This window comes from Sporosarcina sp. ANT_H38, from assembly GCF_008369195.1.
In the GTDB taxonomy this organism is placed as follows: Bacteria; Bacillota; Bacilli; order Bacillales_A; family Planococcaceae; genus Sporosarcina.
On record NZ_VOBC01000003.1, the window covers coordinates 15,480 to 41,507 of the forward strand.

28 protein-coding genes are annotated in these 26,028 nt (G+C 41.2%); 8 read left to right on the forward strand and 20 right to left on the reverse strand.

Translation table 11 applies throughout. The features are described 5' to 3' along the window. Window positions 1-465 precede the first annotated feature (465 nt). The 6 genes from cshA to FQ087_RS15570 form a co-directional block, all read right to left on the reverse strand. The gene (cshA, locus tag FQ087_RS15545) at window positions 466-1,992 is read right to left on the reverse strand and encodes a degradosome RNA helicase CshA (protein WP_149581522.1); all 1,527 of its coding nucleotides are present in this window, start codon (window positions 1,990-1,992) and stop codon (window positions 466-468) included. A 369-nt stretch (window positions 1,993-2,361) separates the two neighbouring features. Further along, complete coding sequence (locus tag FQ087_RS15550) at window positions 2,362-3,066, reverse strand: alpha/beta hydrolase (protein ID WP_370456085.1); 705 nt, start codon at window positions 3,064-3,066, stop codon at window positions 2,362-2,364. After that, window positions 3,063-4,436 (reverse strand): UDP-N-acetylmuramoyl-tripeptide--D-alanyl-D-alanine ligase, encoded by a 1,374-nt coding sequence (locus FQ087_RS15555; protein ID WP_149581523.1) that lies wholly within the window; start codon window positions 4,434-4,436, stop codon window positions 3,063-3,065. Before FQ087_RS15555 ends, FQ087_RS15550 begins: the two co-directional genes overlap by 4 nt. Before the next feature lie 12 nt (window positions 4,437-4,448). Further along, window positions 4,449-5,519, reverse strand: coding sequence for a D-alanine--D-alanine ligase (locus tag FQ087_RS15560; RefSeq protein WP_149581524.1), 1,071 nt, complete (start codon window positions 5,517-5,519; stop codon window positions 4,449-4,451). Between the two features lie 82 nt (window positions 5,520-5,601). After that, a complete protein-coding gene (locus tag FQ087_RS15565) occupies window positions 5,602-5,916 on the reverse strand; it encodes a DMT family transporter (protein ID WP_149581525.1) in 315 nt (104 codons plus the stop codon). Next, window positions 5,916-6,248 (reverse strand): DMT family transporter, encoded by a 333-nt coding sequence (locus tag FQ087_RS15570; RefSeq protein WP_149581526.1) that lies wholly within the window; start codon window positions 6,246-6,248, stop codon window positions 5,916-5,918. The genes FQ087_RS15565 and FQ087_RS15570 overlap by 1 nt, the downstream gene beginning before the upstream one ends. A gap of 201 nt (window positions 6,249-6,449) precedes the next feature. Here FQ087_RS15570 and FQ087_RS15575 point away from each other — a divergent pair, with 201 nt between their 5' ends. Continuing rightward, a complete protein-coding gene (locus tag FQ087_RS15575; protein ID WP_149581527.1) occupies window positions 6,450-7,643 on the forward strand; it encodes an FtsW/RodA/SpoVE family cell cycle protein in 1,194 nt (397 codons plus the stop codon). Window positions 7,644-7,738: 95 nt separating this feature from the next. Here FQ087_RS15575 and FQ087_RS22505 read toward each other — a convergent pair whose 3' ends face one another. Beyond that, window positions 7,739-7,879 (reverse strand): Lmo0850 family protein, encoded by a 141-nt coding sequence (locus tag FQ087_RS22505; protein ID WP_188006779.1) that lies wholly within the window; start codon window positions 7,877-7,879, stop codon window positions 7,739-7,741. A 342-nt stretch (window positions 7,880-8,221) separates the two neighbouring features. Between FQ087_RS22505 and FQ087_RS15580 the strand changes: the two genes are divergently transcribed. The 3 genes from FQ087_RS15580 (at window position 8,222) to FQ087_RS15590 (ending at window position 10,199) form a co-directional block, all read left to right on the forward strand. Further along, window positions 8,222-8,455 carry a metal-sensitive transcriptional regulator gene (locus FQ087_RS15580; RefSeq protein WP_149581946.1) on the forward strand — a complete coding sequence of 78 codons (234 nt, stop codon included), beginning with the start codon at window positions 8,222-8,224 and terminating at the stop codon, window positions 8,453-8,455. 13 nt (window positions 8,456-8,468) lie between these two features. Continuing rightward, window positions 8,469-8,681: a copper chaperone CopZ gene (copZ, locus tag FQ087_RS15585; protein WP_149581528.1), complete on the forward strand. Its 213-nt coding sequence runs from the start codon at window positions 8,469-8,471 to the stop codon at window positions 8,679-8,681. Window positions 8,682-9,023: 342 nt separating this feature from the next. Then, the gene (locus FQ087_RS15590) at window positions 9,024-10,199 is read left to right on the forward strand and encodes an MFS transporter (protein WP_149581529.1); all 1,176 of its coding nucleotides are present in this window, start codon (window positions 9,024-9,026) and stop codon (window positions 10,197-10,199) included. 83 nt (window positions 10,200-10,282) lie between these two features. Here FQ087_RS15590 and FQ087_RS15595 read toward each other — a convergent pair whose 3' ends face one another. Next, window positions 10,283-11,581, reverse strand: a complete 1,299-nt coding sequence (locus FQ087_RS15595; RefSeq protein WP_149581530.1) for an MFS transporter — start codon at window positions 11,579-11,581, stop codon at window positions 10,283-10,285. A 238-nt stretch (window positions 11,582-11,819) separates the two neighbouring features. Here FQ087_RS15595 and FQ087_RS15600 point away from each other — a divergent pair, with 238 nt between their 5' ends. Then, window positions 11,820-13,058, forward strand: coding sequence for a helix-turn-helix domain-containing protein (locus FQ087_RS15600; protein WP_149581947.1), 1,239 nt, complete (start codon window positions 11,820-11,822; stop codon window positions 13,056-13,058). A gap of 81 nt (window positions 13,059-13,139) precedes the next feature. On the opposite strand, the gene FQ087_RS15605 is transcribed toward FQ087_RS15600, so the two are convergent. Further along, window positions 13,140-14,465: an L-cystine transporter gene (locus tag FQ087_RS15605; protein ID WP_149581948.1), complete on the reverse strand. Its 1,326-nt coding sequence runs from the start codon at window positions 14,463-14,465 to the stop codon at window positions 13,140-13,142. A gap of 237 nt (window positions 14,466-14,702) precedes the next feature. On the opposite strand from FQ087_RS15605, the gene cls reads away from it, so the two are divergent. Beyond that, entirely contained in the window at window positions 14,703-16,154 is a 1,452-nt protein-coding gene (gene cls, locus FQ087_RS15610) for a cardiolipin synthase (RefSeq protein ID WP_149581531.1), read from the forward strand. 97 nt (window positions 16,155-16,251) lie between these two features. Here the strand turns inward: cls and FQ087_RS15615 are convergent, their stop codons facing one another. From FQ087_RS15615 to FQ087_RS15635, 5 genes are all read right to left on the reverse strand, one after another. Then, complete coding sequence (locus FQ087_RS15615) at window positions 16,252-17,226, reverse strand: M15 family metallopeptidase (protein WP_255452382.1); 975 nt, start codon at window positions 17,224-17,226, stop codon at window positions 16,252-16,254. Between the two features lie 409 nt (window positions 17,227-17,635). Next, window positions 17,636-17,884 (reverse strand): hypothetical protein, encoded by a 249-nt coding sequence (locus FQ087_RS15620; RefSeq protein ID WP_149581532.1) that lies wholly within the window; start codon window positions 17,882-17,884, stop codon window positions 17,636-17,638. 170 nt (window positions 17,885-18,054) lie between these two features. After that, on the reverse strand, window positions 18,055-18,939 hold the full coding sequence (gene yidC, locus FQ087_RS15625) for a membrane protein insertase YidC (protein WP_149581533.1): 885 nt from the start codon (window positions 18,937-18,939) through the stop codon (window positions 18,055-18,057). Between the two features lie 373 nt (window positions 18,940-19,312). After that, entirely contained in the window at window positions 19,313-19,666 is a 354-nt protein-coding gene (locus tag FQ087_RS15630) for a hypothetical protein (protein WP_149581534.1), read from the reverse strand. Window positions 19,667-19,749: 83 nt separating this feature from the next. Then, a complete protein-coding gene (locus tag FQ087_RS15635; RefSeq protein ID WP_149581535.1) occupies window positions 19,750-20,193 on the reverse strand; it encodes a GNAT family N-acetyltransferase in 444 nt (147 codons plus the stop codon). 99 nt (window positions 20,194-20,292) lie between these two features. On the opposite strand from FQ087_RS15635, the gene FQ087_RS15640 reads away from it, so the two are divergent. Further along, window positions 20,293-20,793, forward strand: coding sequence for a GNAT family N-acetyltransferase (locus FQ087_RS15640; RefSeq protein WP_149581536.1), 501 nt, complete (start codon window positions 20,293-20,295; stop codon window positions 20,791-20,793). Between the two features lie 112 nt (window positions 20,794-20,905). Here FQ087_RS15640 and FQ087_RS15645 read toward each other — a convergent pair whose 3' ends face one another. The 5 genes from FQ087_RS15645 to mntR all read right to left on the reverse strand — a co-directional run bounded on the left by FQ087_RS15645 (window position 20,906) and on the right by mntR (window position 24,488). Beyond that, window positions 20,906-21,379, reverse strand: a complete 474-nt coding sequence (locus FQ087_RS15645; RefSeq protein WP_149581537.1) for a DUF4064 domain-containing protein — start codon at window positions 21,377-21,379, stop codon at window positions 20,906-20,908. Window positions 21,380-21,899: 520 nt separating this feature from the next. Then, a complete protein-coding gene (locus FQ087_RS15650; protein ID WP_149581538.1) occupies window positions 21,900-22,181 on the reverse strand; it encodes a GNAT family N-acetyltransferase in 282 nt (93 codons plus the stop codon). Between the two features lie 61 nt (window positions 22,182-22,242). Next, entirely contained in the window at window positions 22,243-23,133 is an 891-nt protein-coding gene (locus tag FQ087_RS15655) for a DUF1002 domain-containing protein (RefSeq protein ID WP_149581539.1), read from the reverse strand. 66 nt (window positions 23,134-23,199) lie between these two features. Beyond that, complete coding sequence (locus FQ087_RS15660; RefSeq protein ID WP_149581540.1) at window positions 23,200-24,063, reverse strand: CvfB family protein; 864 nt, start codon at window positions 24,061-24,063, stop codon at window positions 23,200-23,202. Beyond that, on the reverse strand, window positions 24,063-24,488 hold the full coding sequence (gene mntR, locus FQ087_RS15665; protein ID WP_149581541.1) for a transcriptional regulator MntR: 426 nt from the start codon (window positions 24,486-24,488) through the stop codon (window positions 24,063-24,065). The genes FQ087_RS15660 and mntR overlap by 1 nt, the downstream gene beginning before the upstream one ends. Window positions 24,489-24,619: 131 nt before the next feature. Here mntR and FQ087_RS15670 point away from each other — a divergent pair, with 131 nt between their 5' ends. Further along, window positions 24,620-24,766, forward strand: a complete 147-nt coding sequence (locus tag FQ087_RS15670) for a lmo0937 family membrane protein (RefSeq protein ID WP_188006802.1) — start codon at window positions 24,620-24,622, stop codon at window positions 24,764-24,766. A 129-nt stretch (window positions 24,767-24,895) separates the two neighbouring features. Here FQ087_RS15670 and FQ087_RS15675 read toward each other — a convergent pair whose 3' ends face one another. After that, complete coding sequence (locus FQ087_RS15675; RefSeq protein ID WP_149581543.1) at window positions 24,896-26,005, reverse strand: GNAT family N-acetyltransferase; 1,110 nt, start codon at window positions 26,003-26,005, stop codon at window positions 24,896-24,898. Window positions 26,006-26,028: the final 23 nt, after the last annotated feature.

Genomic DNA, 26,028 nt, shown 5'->3' on the forward strand with positions numbered 1-26,028 from the left:
ATGAACACCTCTTCCCTTCTATTTATTCTATACGATTAAGGACGTGAAATGTTTCATTTATTTAAATCGTTGTTGACAGAACGGCGCCATGGCCTGCATGACGTTGTTTACTTTTAGCTTTGTGTTGTATTAATTCGAGATGTACGTTATCTAGTTTACAGAGTGCGTTGCATACTTCGAGCTTTAAATTGTCTAGTTTTCGCTTGACGTCGCGAATTTCATTGATCAGAAAAGCGCAAACACCTTGGTCAGGAGCGATAGACATAGGTCGGATAAGGAAGGTAACTAAGTTCGACGGGAAAGGATGCAATTCAATCTTTCCTAGTTGGTCCGACTTATATCCCCAGCTCCTAGGCTCCGGAGCTAGACTTTATTCCAAATTGTAAAACCTATACTTTCTTATTATTAAACAAAAAAGCCGGGTATGCACTAATGCGCATACCCGGCTTTATATAAAATATATTATTAACGATCTGATTTAGTGTTACGTGAACGACTGCTGCTTTCTCTTCTAGCTCCGTCACGGCTACCGCTTGGTGCGTTGCCGCCACTTCCGCCACTACGACGAGCTCCGCCGCCATAACCACGACCGCCGCCACCGCTTGATGGACGTCCGCCGCTACGGTTACCTTTATAACCACCGCCACCGCCGCCGCGAGAATTTCCGCGTGATGGTAATGGACGCTCTTCCGAAATTGATACAGGTGTATCATTCGGTTCGCGAGTTAATGAACGAAGTGCTGCTGCAACTAGATCTTTAGCTTCGAATTTCTCAAGCAAATCAGCTGCAAGATGTGTATAATCACTCAATTCATTTTTAGTAACAATTTCAGTAAGTTGTTCCACAGCCACACGTTGCTGACCAAGAATTGCTTCGTCAGAAGATGGCGGGTTCAATGGAGTCATTTGTTTTTTAGTTGTTTCTTCTACAATACGAAGGTAACCCATTTCACGTGGTGTTACGAATGTAATTGCTACTCCACTTTTCCCTGCGCGTCCTGTACGACCAATACGGTGAACATAGCTTTCAGGATCTTGTGGAATATCGAAGTTGTAAACGTGTGTTACGCCTGAAATATCGAGTCCACGTGCCGCAACGTCAGTTGCAACAAGGATATCAACTTTACCTTCTTTGAATTGCTTAAGGACAGACATCCGTTTCGCTTGAGTCAAGTCGCCGTGAATTCCTTCAGCAATGTATCCGCGGATACCTAGTGCCTGAGATAGTTCGTCAACGCGACGTTTCGTACGTCCGAAGATGATTGCAAGTTCAGGCTGTTGAACGTTAAGAAGACGTGAAAGAATGTCGAACTTTTCGCGTTCTTGTGATTTAACGAAGAACTGTTCGATATTTTCAACAGTCATTTCTTTAGACTTGATTTTAACCATTTCAGGGTTTCTCATGAACGTTTCTGCAATTTTGCGGATCGGTCCAGGCATAGTAGCTGAGAATAGAAGCGTTTGGCGTTCAGCTGGTACGCTTGCAAGAATTGTGTTGATGTCTTCAATGAAGCCCATGTTCAACATTTCATCTGCTTCGTCAAGTACAAGTGTTTGTACGCCGTCAAGCTTCAATGTTTTACGTTTGATATGGTCAAGAATACGTCCTGGCGTACCAACGATGATTTGTGGGTTGTTGCGCAACGCACGGATTTGACGACCGATTTCTTGTCCACCGTAAACAGAAAGAATGCGTACACGTTTGTCAGCACCAATTCTGTAGATTTCTTCAGAAACCTGAATAGCCAATTCGCGTGTCGGAGCAATTACAAGTGCTTGAACTGCAGTGTTTCGAACATCAACCTTTTCAATGATCGGAATACCGAATGCAGCTGTTTTACCAGTACCAGTTTGTGCCTGGCCGATAACGTCGCGACCTTCCATACCAAAACGGACAGTACCTTCTTGGATTGGTGTTGCTTCTTCAAACCCCATTTTAGAAAGTGCGCGTTGTGTTGATTCACTGATGTTTAATTCTGAAAAATTAGTCAAACTTATCAATCTCCTTTGTTTTTTCATTTGACAATTGGTTACATTTGCAAATGAAGGCACGGCAAATTCGAGCCTGTTAAAAGGGAACGTTTCCGATATTTTGCATTCTCTATAGTTTAAGTAGAGGTTATGGTTGAAAAGGAAAGCCCGGTCTTTGCCGAGCGGTTCGATCAACGGACAATTCGTCCAACTTAATATGAGCAAACCGTTATATTCAAAAAAAAGTACCCTTCACTTATTGAAGAGTGCTACGTAAATGTATCCAATGTTCATCATAGTATACCATGAGAAAAAGCACTTCGCAATCAATCCGTTTAAGTAGCAATAATCAGATTACTCATTCGGATCGGGTGCTTCGGGAACCTTTAGTTACTCATCTCGTATGAACCGTAGCACTTCATTGAACCAATTGTCACAGTCATCGCTGTAACAGATATGATGCTTCCCAAATGGTGATTTTATGAATTCCTTTTTTTCGGAGCCTAGTTTTTTTAAAAGGTGCTCAGCAGAAGCAAACGGAACTATGCCATCATTCCCGCCTTGAACAATACATACAGGTGTTTTAATTAAACCGTAATATGGCTCGACCATTCTTACGATGCTTAAAAATTGAACTATTGCCCACAATGGTGTATTCGTCAATTTATAATCGTACAAATGATAAAACGTATTCGGTGGATATTTTTTTGTAATCGGCCTTATTAACAGGATTCCCAAATCTTTTATAAGAATGCGCGGACTTATATATTTTGCAGCCGCACTTAATAAGACAAGTTTGTCGACCTTGTAACGCAGCGCCAAGTACATCGCGATAAGTCCTCCCATAGAAAAGCCGACCACGATGACACGGTCGACTTCTTTTTGCAACTTTTTAAACGCGAGTTCCGCTTCCATCAACCAAGAATCCGCTGACACGTTCCCAAGATTCAGCGTGAGTCCGTGTCCAGGGAGTGTTGGCAATGCAATTTGCCAATCCGATTCCCTTTTCAAAAAATTAACAAGCGGACGAACTTCAAACGGACCGCCGGTAAATCCGTGGATAAACAGCACACCAGTCTTCATTTTCTGACTCACTTATTCGTCAATCCTTTGAGAACATGTTCAAGCGCCATACCTCGTGAACCTTTTAATAGCACTATCGAATTTTCCCCTGTAAATTCTGCCAACGTATTTACAATCGGTGTATAATCCTTTTCCGACCAAATAATTTGTGCTTCAACGCTATCTTTTTGTAATTTATCATGCAGCCACTTCATGCGCGGACCATAGAGCAGGATACCTTCTAGCTTCATCGCAGTAATTTCATCCGCTAGATTTTCATGATAAACTTGCTCTTCGTCACCCAGCTCAAGCATATCAGCGAGAACGACCCACTTTTCTTTGCGTAATTCAGTGTCCTCCATGAATGCCAACGCTGCACGCATCGATGTCGGCGCCGCGTTATATGCGTCATTGATGAACAATGCACCATTGCTTACAATAACCGGTTGCATACGCATATCTGTTAAGGAGGCTTGTCGAAGAGCCGAACGAATATCAATGACACTGACAGCTGCTTCATCGGCGATAAGGATTGCCGCTAGTGTGTTTTTCACTTGATGTGCCCCGTATACAGGGATTGTAAATTCCCCATCCAGTAAACCTGTGACCGTAAAACGACTTCCTTCATCACCAGATTCAATCTTTTCGAGTGACAATACCGCTTCTTTTTCGTAGCCAAATGAGATCGCCTGAATAGCTGTTACTTGATCAACAAGCTCTTGTAGGAGCGGCTCGTCACCATCATAGAATAACTTGCCACCCTCTAGAAGTCCGTCAATAATTTCGAATTTAGCTTTAGCGATTCCTGCACGTGATCCAAGATCCTGCATATGCGCTTCCCCGATATTCGTAATAACAACAAAGTGCGGTTTTGCGAGTTTCGATAAAAAGGAAATTTCCCCGAACCCACTCATGCCCATTTCCAGAATTGCGAACTCCGTATCTTCCTCAAGCGACAAAATCGTCAGCGGTAAACCGAGTTCATTATTATAATTACCTTCCGTTTTTCGCACATTGAAATAAGGAGACAATACGCTAGCGATTAGATCTTTTGTTGACGTTTTTCCATTTGAGCCTGTTATGCCGACGACTTTACAATGAAGCATCCCTCGGTAAACACGTGCCATTTCTTGGAGCGCCAACTCGGGATCATCGACAAATATAAGTGGCAAATCTGTTGGTGGATTCGGTTCATCTTTCATCCATAAAGACGCAACTGCACCTTGTTTAATCGCTTGTTCTACGTAATTATGACCATTCACTTGTTCACCTCGGAAAGGGATGAATAGGTCCCCCGCCGCTGCAGTCCGTGAATCAATGGACACACCCGTTACAAACGCGTCATCTAAGTTTTGGCCGGCTGCCTGTATCCAATCAGCGATTTCCGTTAGTTTCCTTTTCACTTAAAATCACACTCAATCCATCGTATATTGTAATGTTTGCTTCTCTGCATGCCGTTCCAATGCAAGTTCAATCAGCTTGTTTATTAAATCGGGATACGCCACACCTGTTTTTTGCCACAAGAGCGGGAACATGCTAGTAGGTGTAAAACCAGGCATCGTGTTCACTTCATTGATGAGCACTTCGTTGTCCGCTGTAACAAAGAAATCTGCGCGTACAAGACCAGAACAGTCAAGCACTTTAAATGCACGGACAGCCATGTCTTCCATCGTAATTTTAACTTCTCCAGCTACTTCTGCAGGGATAGCCAATGTTGTGTTGCCATCTGTATATTTCGCTTCATAATCGTAAAATGCAGCGACGGGCTTAATTTCACCAGATACCGAGCATAACGGTTCGTCGTTCCCCATGACACTCATTTCTATTTCTCGTGCTGTTACGCCTTGTTCAACGATGATTTTCCGGTCGAATTTCAAGGCCAGATCCACTGCTTCAATTAAGCCTTTGCGGTCCGTCGCCATGCTGATTCCAACACTTGAACCAAGATTGGCTGGTTTGACGAACATCGGCCAACCGAGTTCCACTTCCATTTTGTCAACTAACTGTTGTTGCTCCTTGACCCATCCAGTACGTATAAAATGTACATAAGACACTTGTTTCAATCCTGCTTGCGCAAACAGTTGCTTCATGACGACTTTGTCCATCCCCGCAGACGATGCAAGGACACCGTTACCTACGTATGGTACATTCATCACTTCAAAAAGTCCTTGAACCGTTCCATCTTCCCCATTCGTTCCATGAAGAAGTGGGAAAACAACGTCCAAATCACCTGTTCCTCCGCTTAAGAAATCATGGATGCTATCCGGCTTACTGGCACCGTTCCCTTCGAGACGAAGTTCTTCAATCGTTTTCGCGGGACTTTCAAGTGATTTGCCTTTTCTCCACTCACCATCATACGTTATATAGACCGGCACCACTTCGTATTTTTCAAAATCGATTGCTTGTGTCACTGCACGCGCAGTCGACAACGAAACTTCATGTTCCGCTGATTTCCCACCATAGACTAACCCTAGTTTTTTCTTCATATTTTCCCCTCACTATCTATTAGTTTCATTCCTTCAGTTTACCATGAACAGCACACATTCATGATGAATTTATGTAAGTTCTTTACCCAAATAACTTAAGACCCGTAACACCTGCAATGATGAAGGATAAAAACAGGAACTTCAGCACGCTTCGCTTTTCACGAAAGAAAGACATGCCTATCAGTACACTGCCCGCTGCACCAATACCTGCCCAAACCGCGTATCCCGTTCCGACAGGGATATCCTTCATGGCGACTGATAATAGATAGAAACTGAGTGCTCCAGATAAAACAGTCAAGATCGTATATTTTTTATTCTTGAACCCAACGGATAGTTTCATCATGATGACGAACGCCACCTCGAAAAGACCTGCAATGACAAGGATTAACCATGACATTATTCAGCCTCCTCCTTTCCATCAGCAAGTTTAAGTCCAACGATACCAACGAGTAGTAGCACCAGAAAAAACAGTTTGCCAACACTCACTCCCTCATTGAACATGAAGATACCGATAATGGCTGTTCCAGCCGTACCTATTCCCGTAAAAATAGCATATGCAGTGCCAATGGGTATTGTCTCCATCGCTTTCGCGAACAGGAAAAAGCTAACGACGATGAAAATCAGCGTTACTAATGAAGGTAGAAGGACTGTGAAACCCTGTGCTTCTTTCAATCCAATTGCCCAGATGATTTCAGTCATGCCTGCGAAAAGTAAATAAATCCATGCCATAACGATGACCCCTCTCTATCAATAAAATGAAAGTAGCCATCAATTTTCCCACAAGTTTAGCACGTTCGTCTTTATTGAGGCAACTTTGCGATTGCCAATGCGTCTATAAATGAAGGCATGCATCCTTGGTGTCGATGCGTTATACTATTGAGTGCTAATCAAAACTATCAAACTTTGGAACATAGGTGATTATATTTGAAAATGACTAACAAACCCGCAGATCGTTTTGACTGGACACTCGCATTTATTTTGCTGTTATTTTTCCTTGTCAGCCTATTCGCGATTGCTTCCGCTCAAACGACCGGCCAATACAAGGATTTAAACAACGTGCCCGTCAACTTTGTACCTATACAAATTCGATGGTACGTGGTCAGTTGTGTCATTATTGCCGTCACGATGCTTTTGGATCCTGACCAATATAAAAAAGCGGCCTGGATTATTTACGGCGGAGGAATATTTCTATTAGCTCTATTAAATTTCCTTCCCGATTCTATGGAGCTCGTCGCACCAAGAAACGGTGCAAAAAGTTGGTTCCATCTACCTGGTCTAGGGAGTATTCAACCAGCTGAATTCATGAAAACATTCTTCATCATTGGTATGGCACGCATGATTACGCAACATCATGAAAAATTTGCGGATAAGACGTTGAAAACAGACTTTTATTTGCTTGGAAAAATCCTCATTATTTTCATGATTCCTTGGATATTTATCATGTTACAGACTGATTTAGGAACTGGTCTTGTCTTCATTGCCATTACAGCAGCATTCATCATTGTATCCGGTATCACTTGGCGTATCATTTTACCTTCATTCCTCGGTACGGCAACACTTGGAGCTATACTTCTTTGGATGGCCCTGTATGCTCAAGACTTTTTAAACAAATTCGGGTTCAAACCTTATCATTTTGAACGGATATACTCGTGGCTCGATCCGTACTCTTACTCTTCTAATGAGGGACGTCACCTTATCACGTCGCTCAATGCAATTGGCTCTGGCGAAGTTTTCGGTAAAGGATACCAAGGCCGCGAAGTGTATGTCGCGGAAAGTCATACCGATTTCATTTTCACGACGATTAGTGAAGATTGGGGATTCATCGGAGCAAGCCTGGTCATTTGTTTGTACTTCTTCCTCATCTATCATTTGACTAAAATCACGCTCGAATTGAAAGACCCGTTCAGTACGTACATATGCGCAGGTATTATCGCGATGATTACATTCCACGTTTTCGAAAACATCGGCATGACAATTCAGTTGCTTCCGATTACTGGTATTCCATTACCGTTCATTAGTTACGGCGGAAGTTCACTTATGGGGAATATGCTCGCGATTGGGCTCGTATTCAGCATGAAATTCCATCATAGATCGTATATGTTTAGTTCGGATGAAGACGAGTAAAGAAAAGCAGAAGCGTTTGGCCGCTATAGTCTAGACAAAAAAGCTTCGACGGTAAAATCCGTCGAAGCTTTTTTTGTCTAGACAGTATCACTTTTTTATTGAGATTGAATTTGTGGGGCTTGTGCAGGTGGCGCGAGGGCTTTCAGCATTTCCAGACGGGATTTGGTCTTCGTAGCCGAAACACCCAACTTCGCCAAGTTGGAGATGATTCTTTTCAAATCAACTTCTTTAGCCATCTATTCCACCTCGACCTTTCTATTAGTTATAGACGAATACGCATACGCAAAGTTTCTTTTCGCAAATAAATGTCGTTCTTTTTCTTCCTACTACAATCATACCACTCCTGTCCACTTTTTAATCTTTCTTTTATGTTACAATTGTGGACTTTTTGTAAATGTTTCATACATCGAAATAAAAATGACATTCACATTAACATACCCTCTTCAGGGTACAATATACTCGAGATAACGAAAGGAGGTGGGTAATTGACAAAAGACCTGATCTTAGATGAGTTTCCAGAAGAGGCGGCAATACAGTCATGTCGCAAAAGCCATCATCCAGAAATCGTGAAAACGAACATGGTTCATCGATTGAACCGGATTGAAGGACAAATTAGAGGCATGGTTGAAAAAGACGTGTACTGCGATGACATCATCACTCAGTTGTCCGCAACCCAGTCTGCGCTCAATAGTGTGGCAAAAGTGCTGCTCGATGGTCATCTGAAAGGCTGCGTCAAAGACCGCCTCACAGAAGGCGACGATGATGTTCTTGATGAACTGCTTATTACAATTACAAAACTAATGCGAAAATGAGGAGGGAAAAATTATGACAGAAACTACAACACTAAACGTTACAGGTATGACTTGCGGACATTGCGTAAAAGCTGTGGAAGAAAGCGTAGGGAAACTAGTAGGAGTAAATAAAGTAAAAGTCAATCTTGAATCAAGCAGCGTGGAAATCGATTACCAAGGTAAAAAAGTCAATTTGGGGCAAATTACAGATACGATTGAAGATCAAGGATTCGACGTACAACAATAATGTAACGACACTACCGCGGACAACTGCAGTTTACGATACACTGATGCACAGAGATTTATTACGCGTTGCAGATAAGGTTAAGATGAGCCGATTAACAGTACGCAATAGTAAACGGAACTTGTTATAGGTACTAGCCTATAACTCTGTGGGTATTGATAAGATAGATGGCACTGCTATTTTCTTCTGCAGTGTTTTTTTTACTCCTGAGCAAATTTTTGAGGAGATTGTTGTTTAGTTTTACTTTTACGTTGTGAAGTTGCCATCTTCACCCTTTACCGTTGTCCGAATGACGAGTGAAGAGTAGAATAAGGGTATTGATTTAGCAGAAAGTGGGTTTGATTTATGAAAAAAGCAATCCTTCTTCTTATGTCCGTACAATTTTTCGTTTACCTCGGGTTCGGAATTATTATTCCAATTCTTCCTGAAGTTATTTTGCAACAAGGTTATTCCGAAGTGCATGTTGGCGGATTACTAACCGTTTACGCTCTCGCTTCGTTCTTCACCGCACCGCTCTGGGGTGCTTTGTCAGACCGAACTGGAAGAAAAAAGCTCATTTTAATAGGGCTTATCGGCTTTAGTCTTAGTTTCTTCCTGTTTGCTCTGTTCATCGAAAACTTGCCACTATTGTATGTGTCGCGCGTTGTGGGTGGGATATTTTCAGGTGCGCTTTACACCGCGGTCACTGGATTCGTTGCAGATATGACGGATGAAGAGAACCGCAACAAATATATGGGACTGCTTGGCATGTCAATTGGACTTGGTTTCATTTTCGGACCGGCAATTGGTGGTGTACTTGGTAATGTCAGTCTTCAATTACCTTTTTTGGCGTCCGGTGTATTGATAGTACTTCTTATGGTTTATGCCGGAATCATTTTGAAAGAGCCGGAACGACGTGGCGTGGCAAACAAACGCGCTCTCCTTCCAAAAGGTGCAGCTACACTGTGGCAATACAGGATTCGTTATTTGTTCCTATTTTCGTTTATGGTGACTTTCCTTCTTGCTGGACTCGAATCAACGTTTCAATTGTTCCAAATATCGAAAATCGAAATCACACCTCTTCAGCTTGGTTACTTGTTTATGGCTAGTGGTTTTGTCGATGCAGCGATTCAGGGCGGTGTCGTACGCCGTGTAAAAAACGGAACAGAAACAAAATGGATTATTGGTGCTCAGATAGTTACCGCACTTGGACTTTTCCTTATCCCTTTCACTTCAAGTCTCTTCTGGGCAGGCTTTGCGTTAAGCGTCTTCACTGCTGGGAACGCACTCGCCCGTACTGTACTCGTTTCATTAACAACAAAAGAATCTGGCGGGAAATACGGAACGGCTGCCGGAATGACGTATTCCATGGACAATATGGGACGCATTATCGGTCCACTATTATTCACTTGGATTTTCACGCAACAAGCCGACAATATGTATCTCATTTCCTCAATTCTTGCAGTTCTATCTATAGCGCTAATTTTTGCGTTTAGAAAGTCCTCTAAATCGTTGCGAACTTTGGAAGCAGCGGCTGAATAAATATTGTCAACACAAAAGGCAACCTTTCTAAAATTGATGAAAGGTTGCCTTTCCTATTTCACAAAAATAAACACTGTGAATAATTACTCCGAAACAGCCTCTGCCTTTTCCACTTTTGAATCCCCTAGTTCAGGATGCGCCTTTCGTACAACAGAAGGTCTAGCAAGGAATAGAACGGCGCCAATTAACAAGAGGCTTGAACCGATGAGAATCCACTGTGCCGGAAATATATCGTATAAGAATCCATAGATAACTACTCCAAGCGGCATAAGTGCCATCCCCATTGTTTCCAGGATTGAAAAGACGCGCCCCTTATAATCATCGTCAATCATTTTCTGCATCATTACTTGCATGGGCGTATTTACCATGATCAATGTTGCTCCTAAGCTGAACATGAGGAACACGTATAACCCAAACATTAGCCCATATTGCATAGGTATTAATAGCGGCAGCGCCACGCTTCCCATAATGACACTCAGACAAAGAACGCCTCGTTTTCCCACGAGCAACGGGTACTTCACTTCTTTTCGCATTGATAAATAGATGGATAACAGCAGCATTCCCACCGCAAATGCACCTTCCGTTAACCCGAAATGCGTTGAATCCATCTTCATTTTTTCAATTAGAATGAAGGCATAACCAACTTGGAATGCACCAAATAGGAAGTTGACGAATAAGGCAATCCAGATGAGCGCAATGAGAATCGGCTGAAGTTTTAAATAGGCTAACCCGGCTTTCATACTTTGTATCATGGATTCCTTTGGTTCCCCTGCTATTACTTCTTTGCGTTTCGCAAATAACTTAAAATTCATCGTTGATTCAAGAAATACGCCAATAATCGAAGCAGTCATGTATATTATAAGAAACACAGGCATTGACACGGTTCCGTACATTAAACCACCTACCGCTGGGCCTCCGATTGCCGCAAATGAAATGGACATCTGATTCATAGACATTGCTTTTTGAATCCGAGTCTCATCGACAAGTCCTGTTATGGATGAACTGAATGCTACACCCGAAAATGTAGATGTAATCGATAAAATGACGGTTGTCGCATAGATTGCAACTAGAGATAAACCTGCTGTCAAACTGACAAGTAAGAGCCCCCCTATCGCAAAAGTTGAAGCGATTTGAGCTGTAATAATAATTGTTTTTCTTGAATACTTGTCGACCGCATAACCTGCAAAAGGTGCAATAAGCATCCTCGGTATAAGGCTACAAATGAGATTCATCGCAAAACTTGTCGCGGATCCAGTCTCTTGTAAAATATAAAAACTAATTGCAAACGCGTATACTTGTGATCCGAATGAAGAAATAAGCTTGCTGATGGTGAACGTCCACAAGTGATATGTTGCTTTTTTAAGCTTCAAAACCTCTTCCACGCAAACACCCCGCCTCATAATGTTTAATCTGATTAAACAAACAATAACACGCTCCCTCTTCCATTACAAGCGTAAGTTTAATATAATTAAACTATATTCAATTTAATTCAGCTAAGTTCAAGATCTAGCTGAATTAAATTGAAGCCTCCGGCGGATGTCACAGATTTTGAAGTGAGTTAATTGAGCTTTGCTCAATTCAAAATCTGGACGCAATTACGCCGAGGCATAATTGATAATCATGGAGGTGTGCTCTATCGAAACGTTAGGTGAGAGAATACGTAAACTAAGAAAACAACAGAAACTTACGTTAGAAGCACTTGCAGGAGAAGGCTTGACGAAAGGCATGCTGAGCTTGATTGAGAACAACAAGGCGAACCCTTCGATGGACAGCCTTTCTTATATAGCGGGTAGGCTAGGCGTTGAAGTTTCCGAGTTGCTGGAAGAAGTGAGTACGCAGGAGTTAAGAGAAGTGTTGGAGAAGGCAGAGAAGTTATTCAATACCGAGTTTGATGAACTGACGGATGAATTGAGACAACTCATTACGTTAGTTGAACCTTATACAGAAAAATTGACGCAAGGGTACGAATCTGCACGCCTACTGGAAATGTATAGCCGCTGTCTTCATTATGAAAAAAAGGATGGTTGGCAGGCGTTTTCTGATCGGGCTGCGACTATCTATGAGCAGATGAAAATTATTCAGAGGCGCGCCAGTATCGGTGCATTTCGGGCGTTGGTCAAATTCACAGAACATAACTATGACGAGTCGCTTACAATCCTGCTCCGAGAACGTTCTGAAATCGAAGCAACCAATGCCTATATCGACCCAATGACACGACTAGACTTTGACTACACGGAAGCAATTCTTCACTTCGCAGTAGGTGATTCCGAATCAGCTATCCGGATCATGAAGAGCGGTATCGAGTTTTCGAAGGAGAAACAGGTGTTTTATCGTATAGATTACTTATATAGACTTGCAGTTATGCATGCGATGATGAATGGAGATGACGTAGAATACGCATATTATATAAAGAAAATAACGCAATATGGAGATTTTGCTGACGACCAAGATGCGCTCTTTTACGCAGAATTTGTAGAGGTCCATTATTTAAATTCGTTTAAAAAGTCCTATAAAGAAGCTCATCTCTTATTAAATTCAATTTTAGAAAAAGATGGTTATTCTAAGGAATATGAGTCATTTATCAACCAAGAACAAGGGATATCTCTCTTCGGATTACATGACTTTGAACAAGCACTTGTATTCCTTGAAAAAGTTACAATCGCTGATTACACCCATCATCCCTTCGACTTATCCAGGCTTTACGAAAAGGATGCATACCAAGCACTTTGCCATGCGGAGCTTGGTAACTCAGTTGAAGCGACACGTCTCATTGACATTGCAGTAGAAAATATATCAATAATGCCACACACCCCATACAAAGATTTCATCATGGCCACACATAAACTAATTACAAGATAAAAAATACCGCAGAAGACGATATGACGTCTTCTGCGGTATTTTTTATAATTTGTCAAACACACTTTATCGTCGATAAACGACTTATGCTTCAGACGTCTGTTTATCAAGCGGAGCATTGTATATATCTTTATCCAATTCACCTGTCACACGTGCAGTCGTAACACCGGCTGTCATAGAACCACTGACATTTAATGCTGTACGGCCCATGTCGATAAGCGGTTCTACTGAAATCAACAGTCCTGCTAATACAACTGGCAAGTTAAGCGCTGACAGAACAAGAATCGCAGCGAATGTTGCTCCGCCGCCAACTCCAGCAACTCCGAATGAGCTGATTGCCACAATAGCAATCAATGTTATAAGGAATGTTGGTTCAAGCGGATTCTGTCCTACTGAAGGTGCAATCATCACTGCGAGCATCGCAGGGTAGATTCCAGCACAACCATTTTGACCGATTGATAAGCCGAATGAGCCCGCAAAGTTGGCAATCCCATCAGGAACGCCGAGGCGATTCGTCTGTGTATCAATGTTAAGTGGAAGTGCCCCTGCACTCGACCGTGAAGAGAAAGCGAATATCAAAACTTCCCCTGCTTTTTTCAAGTAAGTAATTGGGTTTAATCCCGACAGTGTAATAATGATTAAGTGAATACCGAACATAACCAAAATGGCTACATATGAAGCAAGTACAAACTTACCTAAACTATATATAGCGGCAAAGTCAGACGTCGCTACGGTGGTAGCAATAATCGCTAGAATACCGTACGGAGTCAAGCGCAGAACGATTTTTACAACTCCCATGATCAAAGAATAAATCGCATCGATTCCTTTTTTCACTGTAGCCGCATTTTTTTCATCTTTTCTCGTAAGTGTCAAATATGCAAATCCTAGAAATGCAGCGAAGATAACTACTCCAATTGTCGATGTCGGACGTGCGCCCGTTAAATCAAGGAACGGATTCCCTGGTAATAAGTCGATCAACTGATCTGGCAATGTACGATCCGCAATACCTGCAGAACGTTCTTCTATGGAAGCGCCACGTGCAAGTTCAGCTTCCCCTTGCACAATTTCCGATGCATCAAGACCGAAGAGAAGTGTAACAGAAATCCCGATAACTGCAGCGATCGCTGTTGTTCCGATAAGAAGCCCTAATATTAATCCAGCCATTTTACCAAAGTTCTTGCCAATTGTTATTTTCGTGAATGCCCCAAGGATAGAAATGAAGACAAGTGGCATAACAATCATCTGAAGTAATTTAACATATCCTGTACCTATTAAGTTAAACCATGGTATAGACTCCTTCAATACCGCAGAATCTGTACCGTATGCAAAGTGTAAAATAAGTCCATATGCAATCCCAAGCCCCAGCCCTGTAAATACACGTTTCGAAAACGAAAGCTTTTTGCGATGCATACTATATAGTATACCAACCAGTAAAAGCAATCCGGCAATGTTCAGGATTAGTAATAATGTATCCACTCTTTATTCCCCCTAATGTTTATATAAGCGCAATGTATAGAATTCACTTTATACCATCAATACCTATCAGTCAAGTAGGGTTTTAATTATTTAGTTTCCTATATTATCTTCGTTTCCCATAGTTATACGGTATACTAGCAGTATCGTCATTATTTGCAAAGGAGGTCGCGTATGGCCCAACTAATTAGTATTTCATTGACTGCAATACTTATCTTGAACATATTTCTTGCGGTTGCCCTTATTTTTCTTGAAAGAAGAGATCCTACTACAACATGGGCATGGCTTCTCGTTTTATTTTTCATTCCGTTTTTTGGCTTCTTCATCTACCTCTTACTCGGTAGACAGCTGAGAGAAAAACATCTTTTCCGCTGGGAGGGTCGGAGTAAAATCGGGATTGATCAATTAATAGATTTTCAAATAAAAGCAATCGAAGAAGACACCCTCGAATTTAGACTCGATGACACGTCTCATTACAAAGATATGATCTACCTCCACCTTAGAAACAACCATGCTGTTTTGACGCAAGACAATGACGTCCAAGTTTTTAATGACGGCGCCGCAAAATTCGAATCACTCATCCAAGACCTCGAACAAGCGAAAGATCATATTCATTTTCAATATTATATTTTCAAGTTGGATACCCTCGGCACGAGGATACTAAGCGTTTTAATCAAAAAAGCAAAGCAAGGTGTAAAAGTACGTTTGTTATTCGACGCAATCGGTTCTCGCGGACTCCGCAAGAGACATTTGCAAGAACTGATTGATAACGGTGGAGATGTTGAAGCATTTTTCCCAGCTACTTTACCGCTCATCAATCCTCGTATGAATTTCCGAAATCATAGAAAAATCGTTGTTATCGATGGGCGAATTGGTTATGTGGGCGGCTTCAATGTCGGTGATGAATACCTGGGACTGAATAAGAAGTTCGGCTATTGGCGCGATACACATCTTCGTATTGAAGGAAGTGCCGTGCACCCGCTGCAGACAAGATTTATATTGGACTGGAACCAAGCATCCGAAAAAAATGATATCGAATATGCAGAGCGATTTTTCCCAGCAATTCCCCAAAAAGGTACGGTAGGGATGCAAATTGTTTCAAGTGGACCTGACTCTGAGTGGGAGCAGATTAAAGACGGTTATTTGAAAATGATTTTCATTGCAAAAAAGTATATTTATATTCAATCACCTTACTTCATCCCAGACGTTAGTTTCCTGGACGCACTGCGCATCGCCTGCCTTTCAGGGGTCGATGTACGGATAATGATTCCGAACAAACCTGACCATATGTTTGTTTATTGGGCAACGTATTCGAATGTTGGTAAATTGTTGAAGGCAGGAGCCAAAGTATATATCTACGAAAACGGCTTCTTGCATACAAAGCAGATTGTTGTCGATGATGAGCTTTCTTCTGTCGGAACTGCCAATATTGATGTGCGTAGCTTCAAGTTAAACTTCGAAGTTAACGCCTTCATTTATGATCGTGAAAAATCACATGAATTAGCTATGCTTTTCGAACAAGATATACAATTATCGACAGAATTGACCTATGAAATGTATTTGGAACGATCACAAATGATTAAAATAAAGGAATCAGTTTCACGATTGCTTTCACCCATTCTATAACAAACAAAAACGCTAGAATCTTGACGTAAACTAAAGGGACGCACCGTTAATACGGTACGTCCCTTTTAGTATATGGAAATCCAAGTCAATTATGCGTTTATTGGACCCCTAAATATTCTTCTAACGTAAGATTTCGGTTGAAGATTTCAGCTGCAATTTCAGTACCCACATAACGGAAATGCCAAGACTCATGCATATACCCTGTAATCTGTTCTTTCCCTTCAGGATAGCGCATGACGAAACCGAATCTGTGGGCATTTGCTGCCACCCATTTCCCAGCTGCTGTTTCACCAAATGATGATGAAGCAAAGTGCTGTTCGAAATTCACTTCACCTATGTCGAATGCCAATCCTGTTTGGTGTTCAGAATACCCTGGGCGTGCACTGTACGTATCTGCTGCTTTTTTACCATCACGGGCAACATATCTATCGTAAAGTGTCGTCTGGTATTCAAACGAGCGATATGTGCTGAAAGCATTGAGATTAAAATCTGCAAGTTTTGCTTCTGCCGCCATTTTTTCAAATGCCGCACGCGCTTTTTTGTCTTCTCCCGGTGCATAGGTTGTCGGAAGAGGATACTTTTTATTGGCAAGTAAAATCCCTTTTATAATCTTCGGTTCCTTAGGAAGCACCTGACCTTCGATATATCCTCCGTTATCAATCGATGGAGTCTGTTTCACTTCAGTGCTAGATCCGGCATCGGTGTTTTTAGACGGTTTAGATGGAGGATTTTTTTGCTCAGTTTTTTTCTGTTCTGGTGTAACCTCTTGTACTTTCCCGGGTTCAGTCTCTTCTTTCGTTGCATCAGCATCAGCATCCGGTTCTACCACTGGTTCGTCCGGTTCTCCTGCAGAGTCAGGAAGTTCGATTGGCTCTGTTTCTGGGACTTCTTCCTCTTCAGAAACAGACATGCCCATAGCTTCCTGGCCTTTTTTAATACTTTTTTCTACATCCCAGTCATTCATTCCAAGTCCAATTACCAGACCTGTCATGATGACACCAGAAATAACTAAAGTAATCGTTAATGCCTTACCCTGCTTTTTTTTATTGGTATAGTTGTTTTTTCGTTTCATCAGTAAGCCTACCTTCTCAATATATATCTATATTCTACCATCATTTTTCTTCGTGGTCTTCGTATGCTATCATTTAATGTCAAGATTACTGAAAAGTTTGTAAATGATAAATCAAATGAATAACCAAAGATGGCTTTCGTTGAGTTTCTTCACTTTTTTCTTTACTTGGGACGTATTTATGCCCTATTGGACCGGCTGGCTAACCATTGAAAAAGCTTATCCGTAACAGCAGCAAGTATTATTTATGACAGATCCCCAAGGCTCGCATTTATCGGTATGATTATCTGTTCTGTTCCAGCTATCATCATTGTTCTGATGACTAGGAATAAATATGCTTATTGAGCTGCATTTATTGACTCATAGAAAAGACGCTCACTAGGCGTTTCAGTTCCCGTTGAGCGTCTTTTCTTTACACAACAAAATTGACGATGAGCAACACTACAAAAGCGCTCCCGAAAAAGATAGACATCCACAACATCCATTTCGACTCACGTATCATACCCTGCTTTCGAAAGGATTCTGACCGAGCCCCGTTCGTCAATGAAAAAAGAGCCACCATCGACAGAACAGCATTATTTAGGTCTAGCTTGATGATGAAATAAATGGACGCTAATGCGGCTGTTACAATCCCGATTCCAAATAGCCATTTAGTTTGCATACTGTATAAACCTCCCTTGGCTAGATAATCCACACCGTTTGATCCTATTTATATAGTTTGAATGAATGATTCCGTTGAATAATGCTCTAGCTACACCCATAAGGCGGCTTCGCTGCGTTAGAATCGTACCGGATTAGAAAAAAGGCTGAAGATTTCTCTTCAGCCTACTTTCATTTATCGTCTTTCTTGTCTTTCTTTTTCACTACTTTTTCTAAATTCACTTCTTTTACTTCTTTTACTTCTTTTACTTCATTTACTTCTTCCAAAATTACAGCTTCATCATTACTTTCAACAACCACTTCAGGATGCTTGTAATAGAATTTACGACCTAAATACGTTTGGAAGATTAAGAGAAGTCCGCCAACTGCCCAGTAAAGAGGCAAAGCCGCCATTGCATTGAATGATATGAACATAATCATAATAGGCGATAAATAAATGAACGCTTTCATCTGTTTCTGTTGTTGTTCCGGCATTGTCCATAATGATACTCGTGCTTGTACGAAGTAGACCGCACCGGCAAGTACCATCATAATCATATCGGGTTCCCCGAGATTGAACCAAAGGAACTCATGTGTTTTCACATCTGTAGAATTGAGGATGGCGAAGTAGAGGCCCATGATGATCGGCATCTGGATGATTAGCGGAAGACAACCCATATTAAGCGGATTGACACCATGCTTCGAATAAAGCCCCATCATTTCTTGCTGAAGCTTCATTTGCTCATCTTTTTGTTCTTTTTCTTTCGCTTCTTTCAAACGCTTTTGAATGTCTTCCATCTCAGGACGGAGTGCATCCATTTTAACTTTCATGTTCTGTTGCGACTTATAATTCTTCAGCATTAGCGGCATAAGAATCATACGAATTAATACAGTGATTAGAATAATCGACAGACCGTAATTTCCGTTAAAGAAATCACTAAAAAAATGTAGTAGCCAATCCATTGGCTTAACGAAAATATTATAGAATGTACCTTCTTTGTTCTCAATGCCAGCACAACCGCTTAGAAAAACGACAGTGGTCATTAACATCGCGACTAATCCAATTTTCTTCTTCATTAGATTCACCTTCACTATTTCAAACTATTATAAATTATACCTTACCTAGTCCCCTAATTACAATGATTGACCATTCAAGAATTACTTTCTTCCCTAGGAATCGTGTAACAGGAATACTTCCCTTCCACACTACTCCCGAATCGCCCAGTGTTTTCCCGGTATATCTCATGAATATACGTGTAAGGTAACTTTAATTACAACAACGCAATCAGTCAGATATATCGGAGATTTCAACTTCAGAAAAATACAGATATTATTAGGATACTTTCAATTTATGAACTACGAATTCTTAAAAGGTCATTACTAGATTTTCTAACATAATTCAAAAAACACTTCCATATAGGAAGTGCCTCTAGTATTTATTAAACGAATTTTATTTGTTGGTTTGTTCCGCACCAGGTTCGTCTTGTTCTTTCTTACGGTAGAGTCCGTCTGTTTCAGGCGTCATCTCTACATCGTCTTCAACTTCCTGGTTATAATAATGGACGCTCGTTTGAGCACCTTCACTTACCATCTTGTTGTCTTGAATATCATACGGATCCGAATGTCCGACTTTCGTTTCAGCACTTTTGTTCAATTTTTGTGATTCCATGAAAGAATTGACTTTAGTTTTCATATTGCCGAAAGCCACTTGCGCCTTGTCTCTATTCTCTTTTTTACTGAAGTAGGCATAAGCCCCCGCCGCCATCGTTGCAAGTAGTAAATTATTATTTCTTTTACGAGCCATTTAAATCATTCCTCCCTGTTTTAATGAAAATGTATTTGTAGATAGTATACCCTCTTCAATCATTTTAAAAACTTTCATTTTTCTTATATTGATAAAATCATATCCACATGGGGAATTCCTCCATCGTCATAAGGCTCCGAAACCGCATTAAATCCATGATCCCCATAAAACCCTACAAGATGGTGCTGGGCTTGAAGATGAATATCCCCAGGTTTCCAATGGGTCTTAATAAAGTCTACACTTCGTTCCATAAGAATATGTGCAAGCCCTGTACCTCTTCTATTCTTCCTGATAATAACTCGACCGATAGATGGTCCCGTATACTTCACACCTGCCGGAAGAAGCCGCGCATACGCTGCCAGTCCCTCCTCATCTGTGCAGAATATATGAAGCGCACTATAATCATAACCGTCAACTTCATGGTACGCACAATTTTGCTCAACGACGAATACATCGACTCGCAACTTTAACATTTCATATACTTCATGTCCGCTTAATTCCCCAAACTCGTGATATGTCCACTGCATATTAACGTCTCTCCCATATATATCATTTTCATTACATTGGTAGTTTTTATCCTATTTTTTTGTTATGATAGCAAAAAGAAATGCAGAGGTGACAGTGCAATGATCCGACCTATGATTACCGAGGATAGTATGCACGTTCAACAGATTGTTTATAAGACTTGGAGCGCGACCTATAAAGATATTATTCCAGCGGAGATCCAGAAAAAATTTATCGACCGATCCTATTCAGAAGCGATGCTCTTAAAACGGATGGAGAAAACCTATGTGCTAGTAGCGGAATGCGAAGGTATTCCTGTTGGTTTTTCCAGTTTCACGAAGAAAGATGAAGATGGCGATTCTGAATTGACTGCTATGTATATTTTACCATCTCATCAAAAAATGGGCTACGGAAAAAATTTAATCGACTATGCTTTGTCGTTACTTACGGATGCGCAACAATTATTCGTTTATGTTGACGAACGCAATGCAGTTGGACGAGCCTTTTACGAGAAGCAGGGCTTCGAGTTACTTGATGTCTTTGAAGAATATTTCGAGGGCCACCCTGTGGTAACAGCCCAGTATGTATTTTATATTCATAGCCACGTACATGTCCAATGCTAAGTAAAACGTTTTGCGCCTGAAGCCAAACACTGTTCCGTGTAGAAAAACTTATACTTTCTTATCTACTAATTAAAACACTTTCCCCCAATAGGAGGAAAGTGTTTTTAATTACTTATAAAGGTCTCATTGTTCCATCATACTTATCATCCACGAACTGCGTTTCATGTGTTAGAGATGCTTTCTTTGTAAAACAAAGAATAGCCGCGATGTAAAGAAGGATTGAAGATAACGTAAGAATTCCTGCCGTCAAACCAGCGATGATAAACATTATCCCAGCAAGTTTAGGATTTTTATTCTTCCAAATGTTCACCATTCCAATTATCGTCAAGATTAAGCTGACGATTAAGCTAATAATGATAAACCAAATAACCCCACCTATAATATCAAATGCACCATAGAACATATCGATATGTTCAGGAGTTAATGTCGGATCTATCAACAGCATCTCCACTTCGAACTCTTTCTGAATCAACGGGTCCGATTTTAAATAAGTAACTAAAGCCAGTGAAGCAAAACTGATCATAACACCTATCGTCGTCAATACGACGCTAAAAATCGATAATATCTTTTCAGCTGTACGGCTCATAAAAAACACCTCTTTCTTATTCTATATATGATTATACGTTAAAAAAAAGAATAGGTTTCACTTTTTTCATATTGTTAGACAACACCAAGAAGGAGCTTTTCTTTCATTCTCCAAAACAATTTTATTTTCCACTTAAAAATTGTAGGTACGTAGCGGACAGATATTCACAACAAGATTACCAAGGAGGAATGAACTGCAATTCCTCTCAAACGGTGTGACTGATTACAAGCATTTCTTGTTAAAAACCGCTAATCAACATACAAAAGGACAATACTTGATAAAAAATGTTTCATCGAAAAGTAAAAGGGTATAATTTATATATTAAGGCATTTTGGACGGAATTAAGAAAGGAGACGATACAAATGGAGCAGAAACTGATTTTCAGCCAAGCCGATATGATGTATACTCTCGCCGGTTCTACTTTGTTAGCTAGCTTAGTGTACATTATAACTTTAGTGAGTTAACTATAAAAGGCAATCCTTAGTTTAAAAACTAAGGATTGCCTTTTATTATGATTCCCTTATACTTTTACGTCCTCATAATCTTTGTAACGTTCAAAAGCAGTTACAACATATGAGCAGACAGGCTCCATTTTCAACTCTTGTTCACGCGCATAGTTCGCGGCGCGATCCAGCAACTTTTTCGCCATGCCTTGTCCTCGTAAGTCAGTCGATACGAATGTATGATCCATTACCATGACATCCCCAAGAATCGTCCAAGTAATCTCTGCCAACATGTTGCCATCTTGTTCGTAACGGAACGCGAATGCGTCCCCACCTAGATCAACAAATTCGAATTCCATCTAAACTACCCCTTTTCAATAAATTCTAATTTACAGTGCAACACTTTACTTCGCTTCCCGATTACTTAAACCACGACTGAACGGATTCGAATAGGTTCGCAAAGAACTCCTTCACACTTTCCCAAAATCCAGGATCAATATCACCGAGTGTTTCTTTTATTTTCGATGTCATATCCGATAATTGCTCGGATAATTTATTGAAATCGATATCTAAGTTTCGAATTCTGTCCATTAAGTCTATGAGCAATTGACGATCCGCATCACTTAAATTAATATTGAGTTTTTCCATTTGCTCTGTAACAATTTTCTCGACGTCTTCTTTTGTCGCTGGGTTTTTCTCTGAGATTTGCTTTTTAATTTCTGTTAGAAGCTCTGCTACTTTGTCACTATCAACACCGGATTCTTTCGCAAATTTCGTCGCAAGATTTAATTCATCATTTGCGACATCTGTTCGTTCCGTATCAAGTTTTTCACCAGTAACTTCATATGCTTTGTATATACCAACGAGCGCGGAATGACCTGTTACTTTTTTCGGCGCTGCCACTTCGACAACCGCGTCTTCGATTCCAGCTGTCAGCATAGCAGTCGCATATATTTCCGACGTTACTTCTGTAATATTATCTGGTGTAACAATTGTGATGACTAGTCCTTTACCTTCCTCTTGCCTTGTAATTTTAGCAGAAGAATACATTCTTGCTTTACCATTGCCATTTTCAATATACTTCACAAGGTCACTACCGTTAACGGATATTTCTTCAACTTCCGCTTCCTGTGCAACACCCAGGCTTATCTTAACACTTTCCTTCTCAGCATCCGATAAATCTACGCCGTAAACGACGATTGGTACACCAAGTTTTTCATTGATAACTGGATCTTCCGCATGTACGGCCGACGGGACCGAGATTCCGATAGCCAGTACAGCCGCCATCATCATTGCAAGTATACGCTTCATGTTGATTCCCCCTCTTTCTAGGAATTAATACGATTTGGGTTTGGTAAAGGTTCCCGAATTTCAGTATTACTTCAACAATGTCCATCCTTCACTTTGTTCTATTCTGCCTTCTTTCATGAGTTTCCCAAGTGCACGTTTGAACGACGCTTTGCTTAAGTTGAACATTTCCTTAATCTCATCAGGTGTTGATTTATCAGTAAACGGCATTCTGCCTCCAACTTCATTCAAGTGGCGAAGAAGCTTTTCTGCATCATCTCCCTGGCGCTCCTCTTTGCGCGGTAGCATCGATCCGTTTAACGTTCCGTCATCACGAACGCCAATAATACGTACATTCATTTCCTGTCCCAAACGAGGTTCCCGTTCCTGCTCGGTATTATGGATAAAGATTCGGTAATTCTCCGGAACACTGAGCATAAACGAACCGACTGGCAATAAGCGGTATGCTCTTGCCTTCAAATCCATATTAAACACGGTTGTAGGCGCTTCGACAATCTGTTCCAACACGCGTTCTTCTGTGGCAAGTCTGCCGAAAATCGTACCGCCCAAATCCATTCGAAGTGTCATGTACAATGCATCGTCTATCTTCGGCCATAGAGCCCGAACTTTAGGCATGTCATTTCTATTCACTAACACCTCTATTGAAGAACCGATATCTACAAAGACACCTTCATGGTCATCCACACGGATTACACGTCCCCAGCCAAATGTCTCAGCTGTCATATTTGGCAGCTGCATCGTCGCAGAAAGTTCTCCACGTCTATTCAGATAAAGGAATACGTTGACAATATCTCCTTCTTGAATATTTTCATCTGCATCAGATGCGTTCAACATAATATGTTCTTGATCGCCATCGCCGTCCAATATCCATCGTGAACCGTCTTGCTCCAACACTTCTAACTCCGCCGTATAACCTGATTTAAGTTTTTCCATTATTTATCTACCTCTTTCTTATGATCCATTACACGTAATTTCCTAACAAATTCATCGTCTTGTCCCATCGCTTCGACTAGATCGGTTATTCGATCCATCGCATTCCAGCTTAGGTGGTGCTCAATTCCTTCCACATCACCATAAATATTTTCTTCATCTACGCCAATAATACGAAGAAACTGTTCAAGGAGATCATGGCGCCGCACAAGTTTTTCTCCAAACGTCGACCCTTTTTTCGTCAATTCGAGGCCCTTGTAGCGTTCATAGACAATATAACCTTCCTTGTCGAGTCGTTGGGCCATTTTTGTAACAGATGAAGGGAGAACCGCCAAGGATTCAGCAACGTCCGATACACGTGCAACGCCCTTCGCTTCGATATGCAAATAAATCTGTTCTAGATAATCTTCCATACCTGGTGTTGCCAACTGTACCGCCTCCAGTATGTATACCCAATTTCATTCCCAATCACTACTCTTTTAATATTCATAGTTTAACTTTTAATTTACCGGGGTAAAGATAGAACACATAAGTTAAGGGGGTGAAACACTTGGGTCGTATTCTATGGTTACTCATTGTAGCATTATTCGTGTTTTGGTTGTTAGGTCTCGTGTTCAAGATTGGCGGCGGATTAATTCATATTCTTCTAGTCATCGCAGTTATTGTATTTATTTTCAACCTCATAACTGGAAAACGAAACGTGTAACGAAAGGGATGTCGACATTAGTCGGCATCCCTTTTAGGTTCTACACGATGTAAATCATATTTTGTTAAGCTGCATTCCTTCTACTGTCTAGCTACAGCGGCCAGACGCTCGGGCCGCCTCCGCTTTTCTTTAGTCTATTTTCGCATAGATACAGGTGTTTCGTAAAACATTACCGTCGGGTGATAAGGAATCTTGTTTCAAAATCCCTTCGAGAGTAAACCCCGCACGTTCTGCGACACTTCGACTCTTCATGTTTTCTTCATCACAACGAATTTCCACTCTGCGTGCCCCAAGTTTTTCGAATGCAAATTTCTCAATAGTTTTAACAGCTTCCGTCATATAGCCCTGTCCTTCAAACTCTGTTGCAAGCCAGTAGCCAATCTCGAATTTCGGAATCGACCAATCAATTCTATGGAGTCCCGACGAGCCAACGAACTTCCCAGTCTCTTTATGATAAACATGAAAGCGTAGATCCTGACGAGTGATGAAATTTGCAACCGCTTTTCGCAAGCTTTCCTCTGTCATATGCAACTCAGGTTCCGGTTGCGCCCACGGCATCCACTTACGAAGCGCAGGTAACGAAGTCCGAATCGCATTCCAAGCATTTGTTGCATCGCTAAGTTTAGGAGCTCGAATGATTAGCCGTTCCGATTCGAATGAATCAGGAAAATCCGGGATACGCGGAGATCGTGTATCCCGTGATTTTTCTCCGTCTTCCCAAATAACAGGCGTCGTCGTTCCCGCCACGAAGTCTTCTCGCGTAATACCATAAGTCACTGCGTCGTAATAGGAATACTCTTTTGGCGAAAACCATGCTTTGCGAAGATGGGCTTCCTTAACAAACCCTGCACGTTCAAACGTTTTCCGCATTGCAAGATTATCTTGCCTTGTATGACCTTCTAGACGGATTTTCTTACCTGGCAACCCAAATACATATTCCGCCACTAATCGGAGGGCTTTCGGACCGTAGCCATTCCCTCTCGACATATCTGCAATACGTAAATCGAACAACGGAATTTCATCTTGCAAATCGTAAATTTTCACGATCCCTACTTTTTCTCCATTTTCATTTTCCACCCAGAACGTTTTCACTTCGTCCGACCCATAGCCGCCCTCTTCGATTGTTTTTTCAATCAAATGACGTCCCGGATCAGAGTTACCATGGAAAGGCCACGTATTAGTTGTCATAAAATGAATAAGTTGCTCCTGCTCTTCCATTGTCCACTCTTGTATATGCATTAGAATTCGCCTCCGTATAGAAC

Bases quoted from the DNA above. Each gene is read 5' to 3' on its own strand.
- FQ087_RS15655 (WP_149581539.1), bottom strand. From the start codon at position 23,133: ATGAAGCGTATACTTGCAATGATGATGGCGGCTGTACTGGCTATCGGA.
- FQ087_RS15600 (WP_149581947.1), top strand. From the start codon at position 11,820: ATGGAGGTGTGCTCTATCGAAACGTTAGGTGAGAGAATACGTAAACTA.
- FQ087_RS15570 (WP_149581526.1), bottom strand. From the start codon at position 6,248: ATGGCATGGATTTATTTACTTTTCGCAGGCATGACTGAAATCATCTGG.
- FQ087_RS15650 (WP_149581538.1), bottom strand. From the start codon at position 22,181: ATGGAATTCGAATTTGTTGATCTAGGTGGGGACGCATTCGCGTTCCGT.
- FQ087_RS15605 (WP_149581948.1), bottom strand. From the start codon at position 14,465: ATGCATCGCAAAAAGCTTTCGTTTTCGAAACGTGTATTTACAGGGCTG.
- FQ087_RS15630 (WP_149581534.1), bottom strand. From the start codon at position 19,666: ATGGCTCGTAAAAGAAATAATAATTTACTACTTGCAACGATGGCGGCG.
- FQ087_RS15620 (WP_149581532.1), bottom strand. From the start codon at position 17,884: ATGCAAACTAAATGGCTATTTGGAATCGGGATTGTAACAGCCGCATTA.
- FQ087_RS15660 (WP_149581540.1), bottom strand. From the start codon at position 24,063: ATGGAAAAACTTAAATCAGGTTATACGGCGGAGTTAGAAGTGTTGGAG.
- cls (WP_149581531.1), top strand. From the start codon at position 14,703: ATGGCCCAACTAATTAGTATTTCATTGACTGCAATACTTATCTTGAAC.
- copZ (WP_149581528.1), top strand. From the start codon at position 8,469: ATGACAGAAACTACAACACTAAACGTTACAGGTATGACTTGCGGACAT.
- FQ087_RS15635 (WP_149581535.1), bottom strand. From the start codon at position 20,193: ATGCAGTGGACATATCACGAGTTTGGGGAATTAAGCGGACATGAAGTA.
- FQ087_RS15580 (WP_149581946.1), top strand. From the start codon at position 8,222: ATGGTTCATCGATTGAACCGGATTGAAGGACAAATTAGAGGCATGGTT.
- FQ087_RS15675 (WP_149581543.1), bottom strand. From the start codon at position 26,005: ATGCATATACAAGAGTGGACAATGGAAGAGCAGGAGCAACTTATTCAT.
- FQ087_RS15645 (WP_149581537.1), bottom strand. From the start codon at position 21,379: ATGAGCCGTACAGCTGAAAAGATATTATCGATTTTTAGCGTCGTATTG.
- FQ087_RS15565 (WP_149581525.1), bottom strand. From the start codon at position 5,916: ATGTCATGGTTAATCCTTGTCATTGCAGGTCTTTTCGAGGTGGCGTTC.
- FQ087_RS15575 (WP_149581527.1), top strand. From the start codon at position 6,450: ATGACTAACAAACCCGCAGATCGTTTTGACTGGACACTCGCATTTATT.
- yidC (WP_149581533.1), bottom strand. From the start codon at position 18,939: ATGAAGAAGAAAATTGGATTAGTCGCGATGTTAATGACCACTGTCGTT.
- FQ087_RS15560 (WP_149581524.1), bottom strand. From the start codon at position 5,519: ATGAAGAAAAAACTAGGGTTAGTCTATGGTGGGAAATCAGCGGAACAT.
- FQ087_RS15615 (WP_255452382.1), bottom strand. From the start codon at position 17,226: ATGAAACGAAAAAACAACTATACCAATAAAAAAAAGCAGGGTAAGGCA.
- FQ087_RS22505 (WP_188006779.1), bottom strand. From the start codon at position 7,879: ATGGCTAAAGAAGTTGATTTGAAAAGAATCATCTCCAACTTGGCGAAG.
- FQ087_RS15640 (WP_149581536.1), top strand. From the start codon at position 20,293: ATGATCCGACCTATGATTACCGAGGATAGTATGCACGTTCAACAGATT.
- FQ087_RS15590 (WP_149581529.1), top strand. From the start codon at position 9,024: ATGAAAAAAGCAATCCTTCTTCTTATGTCCGTACAATTTTTCGTTTAC.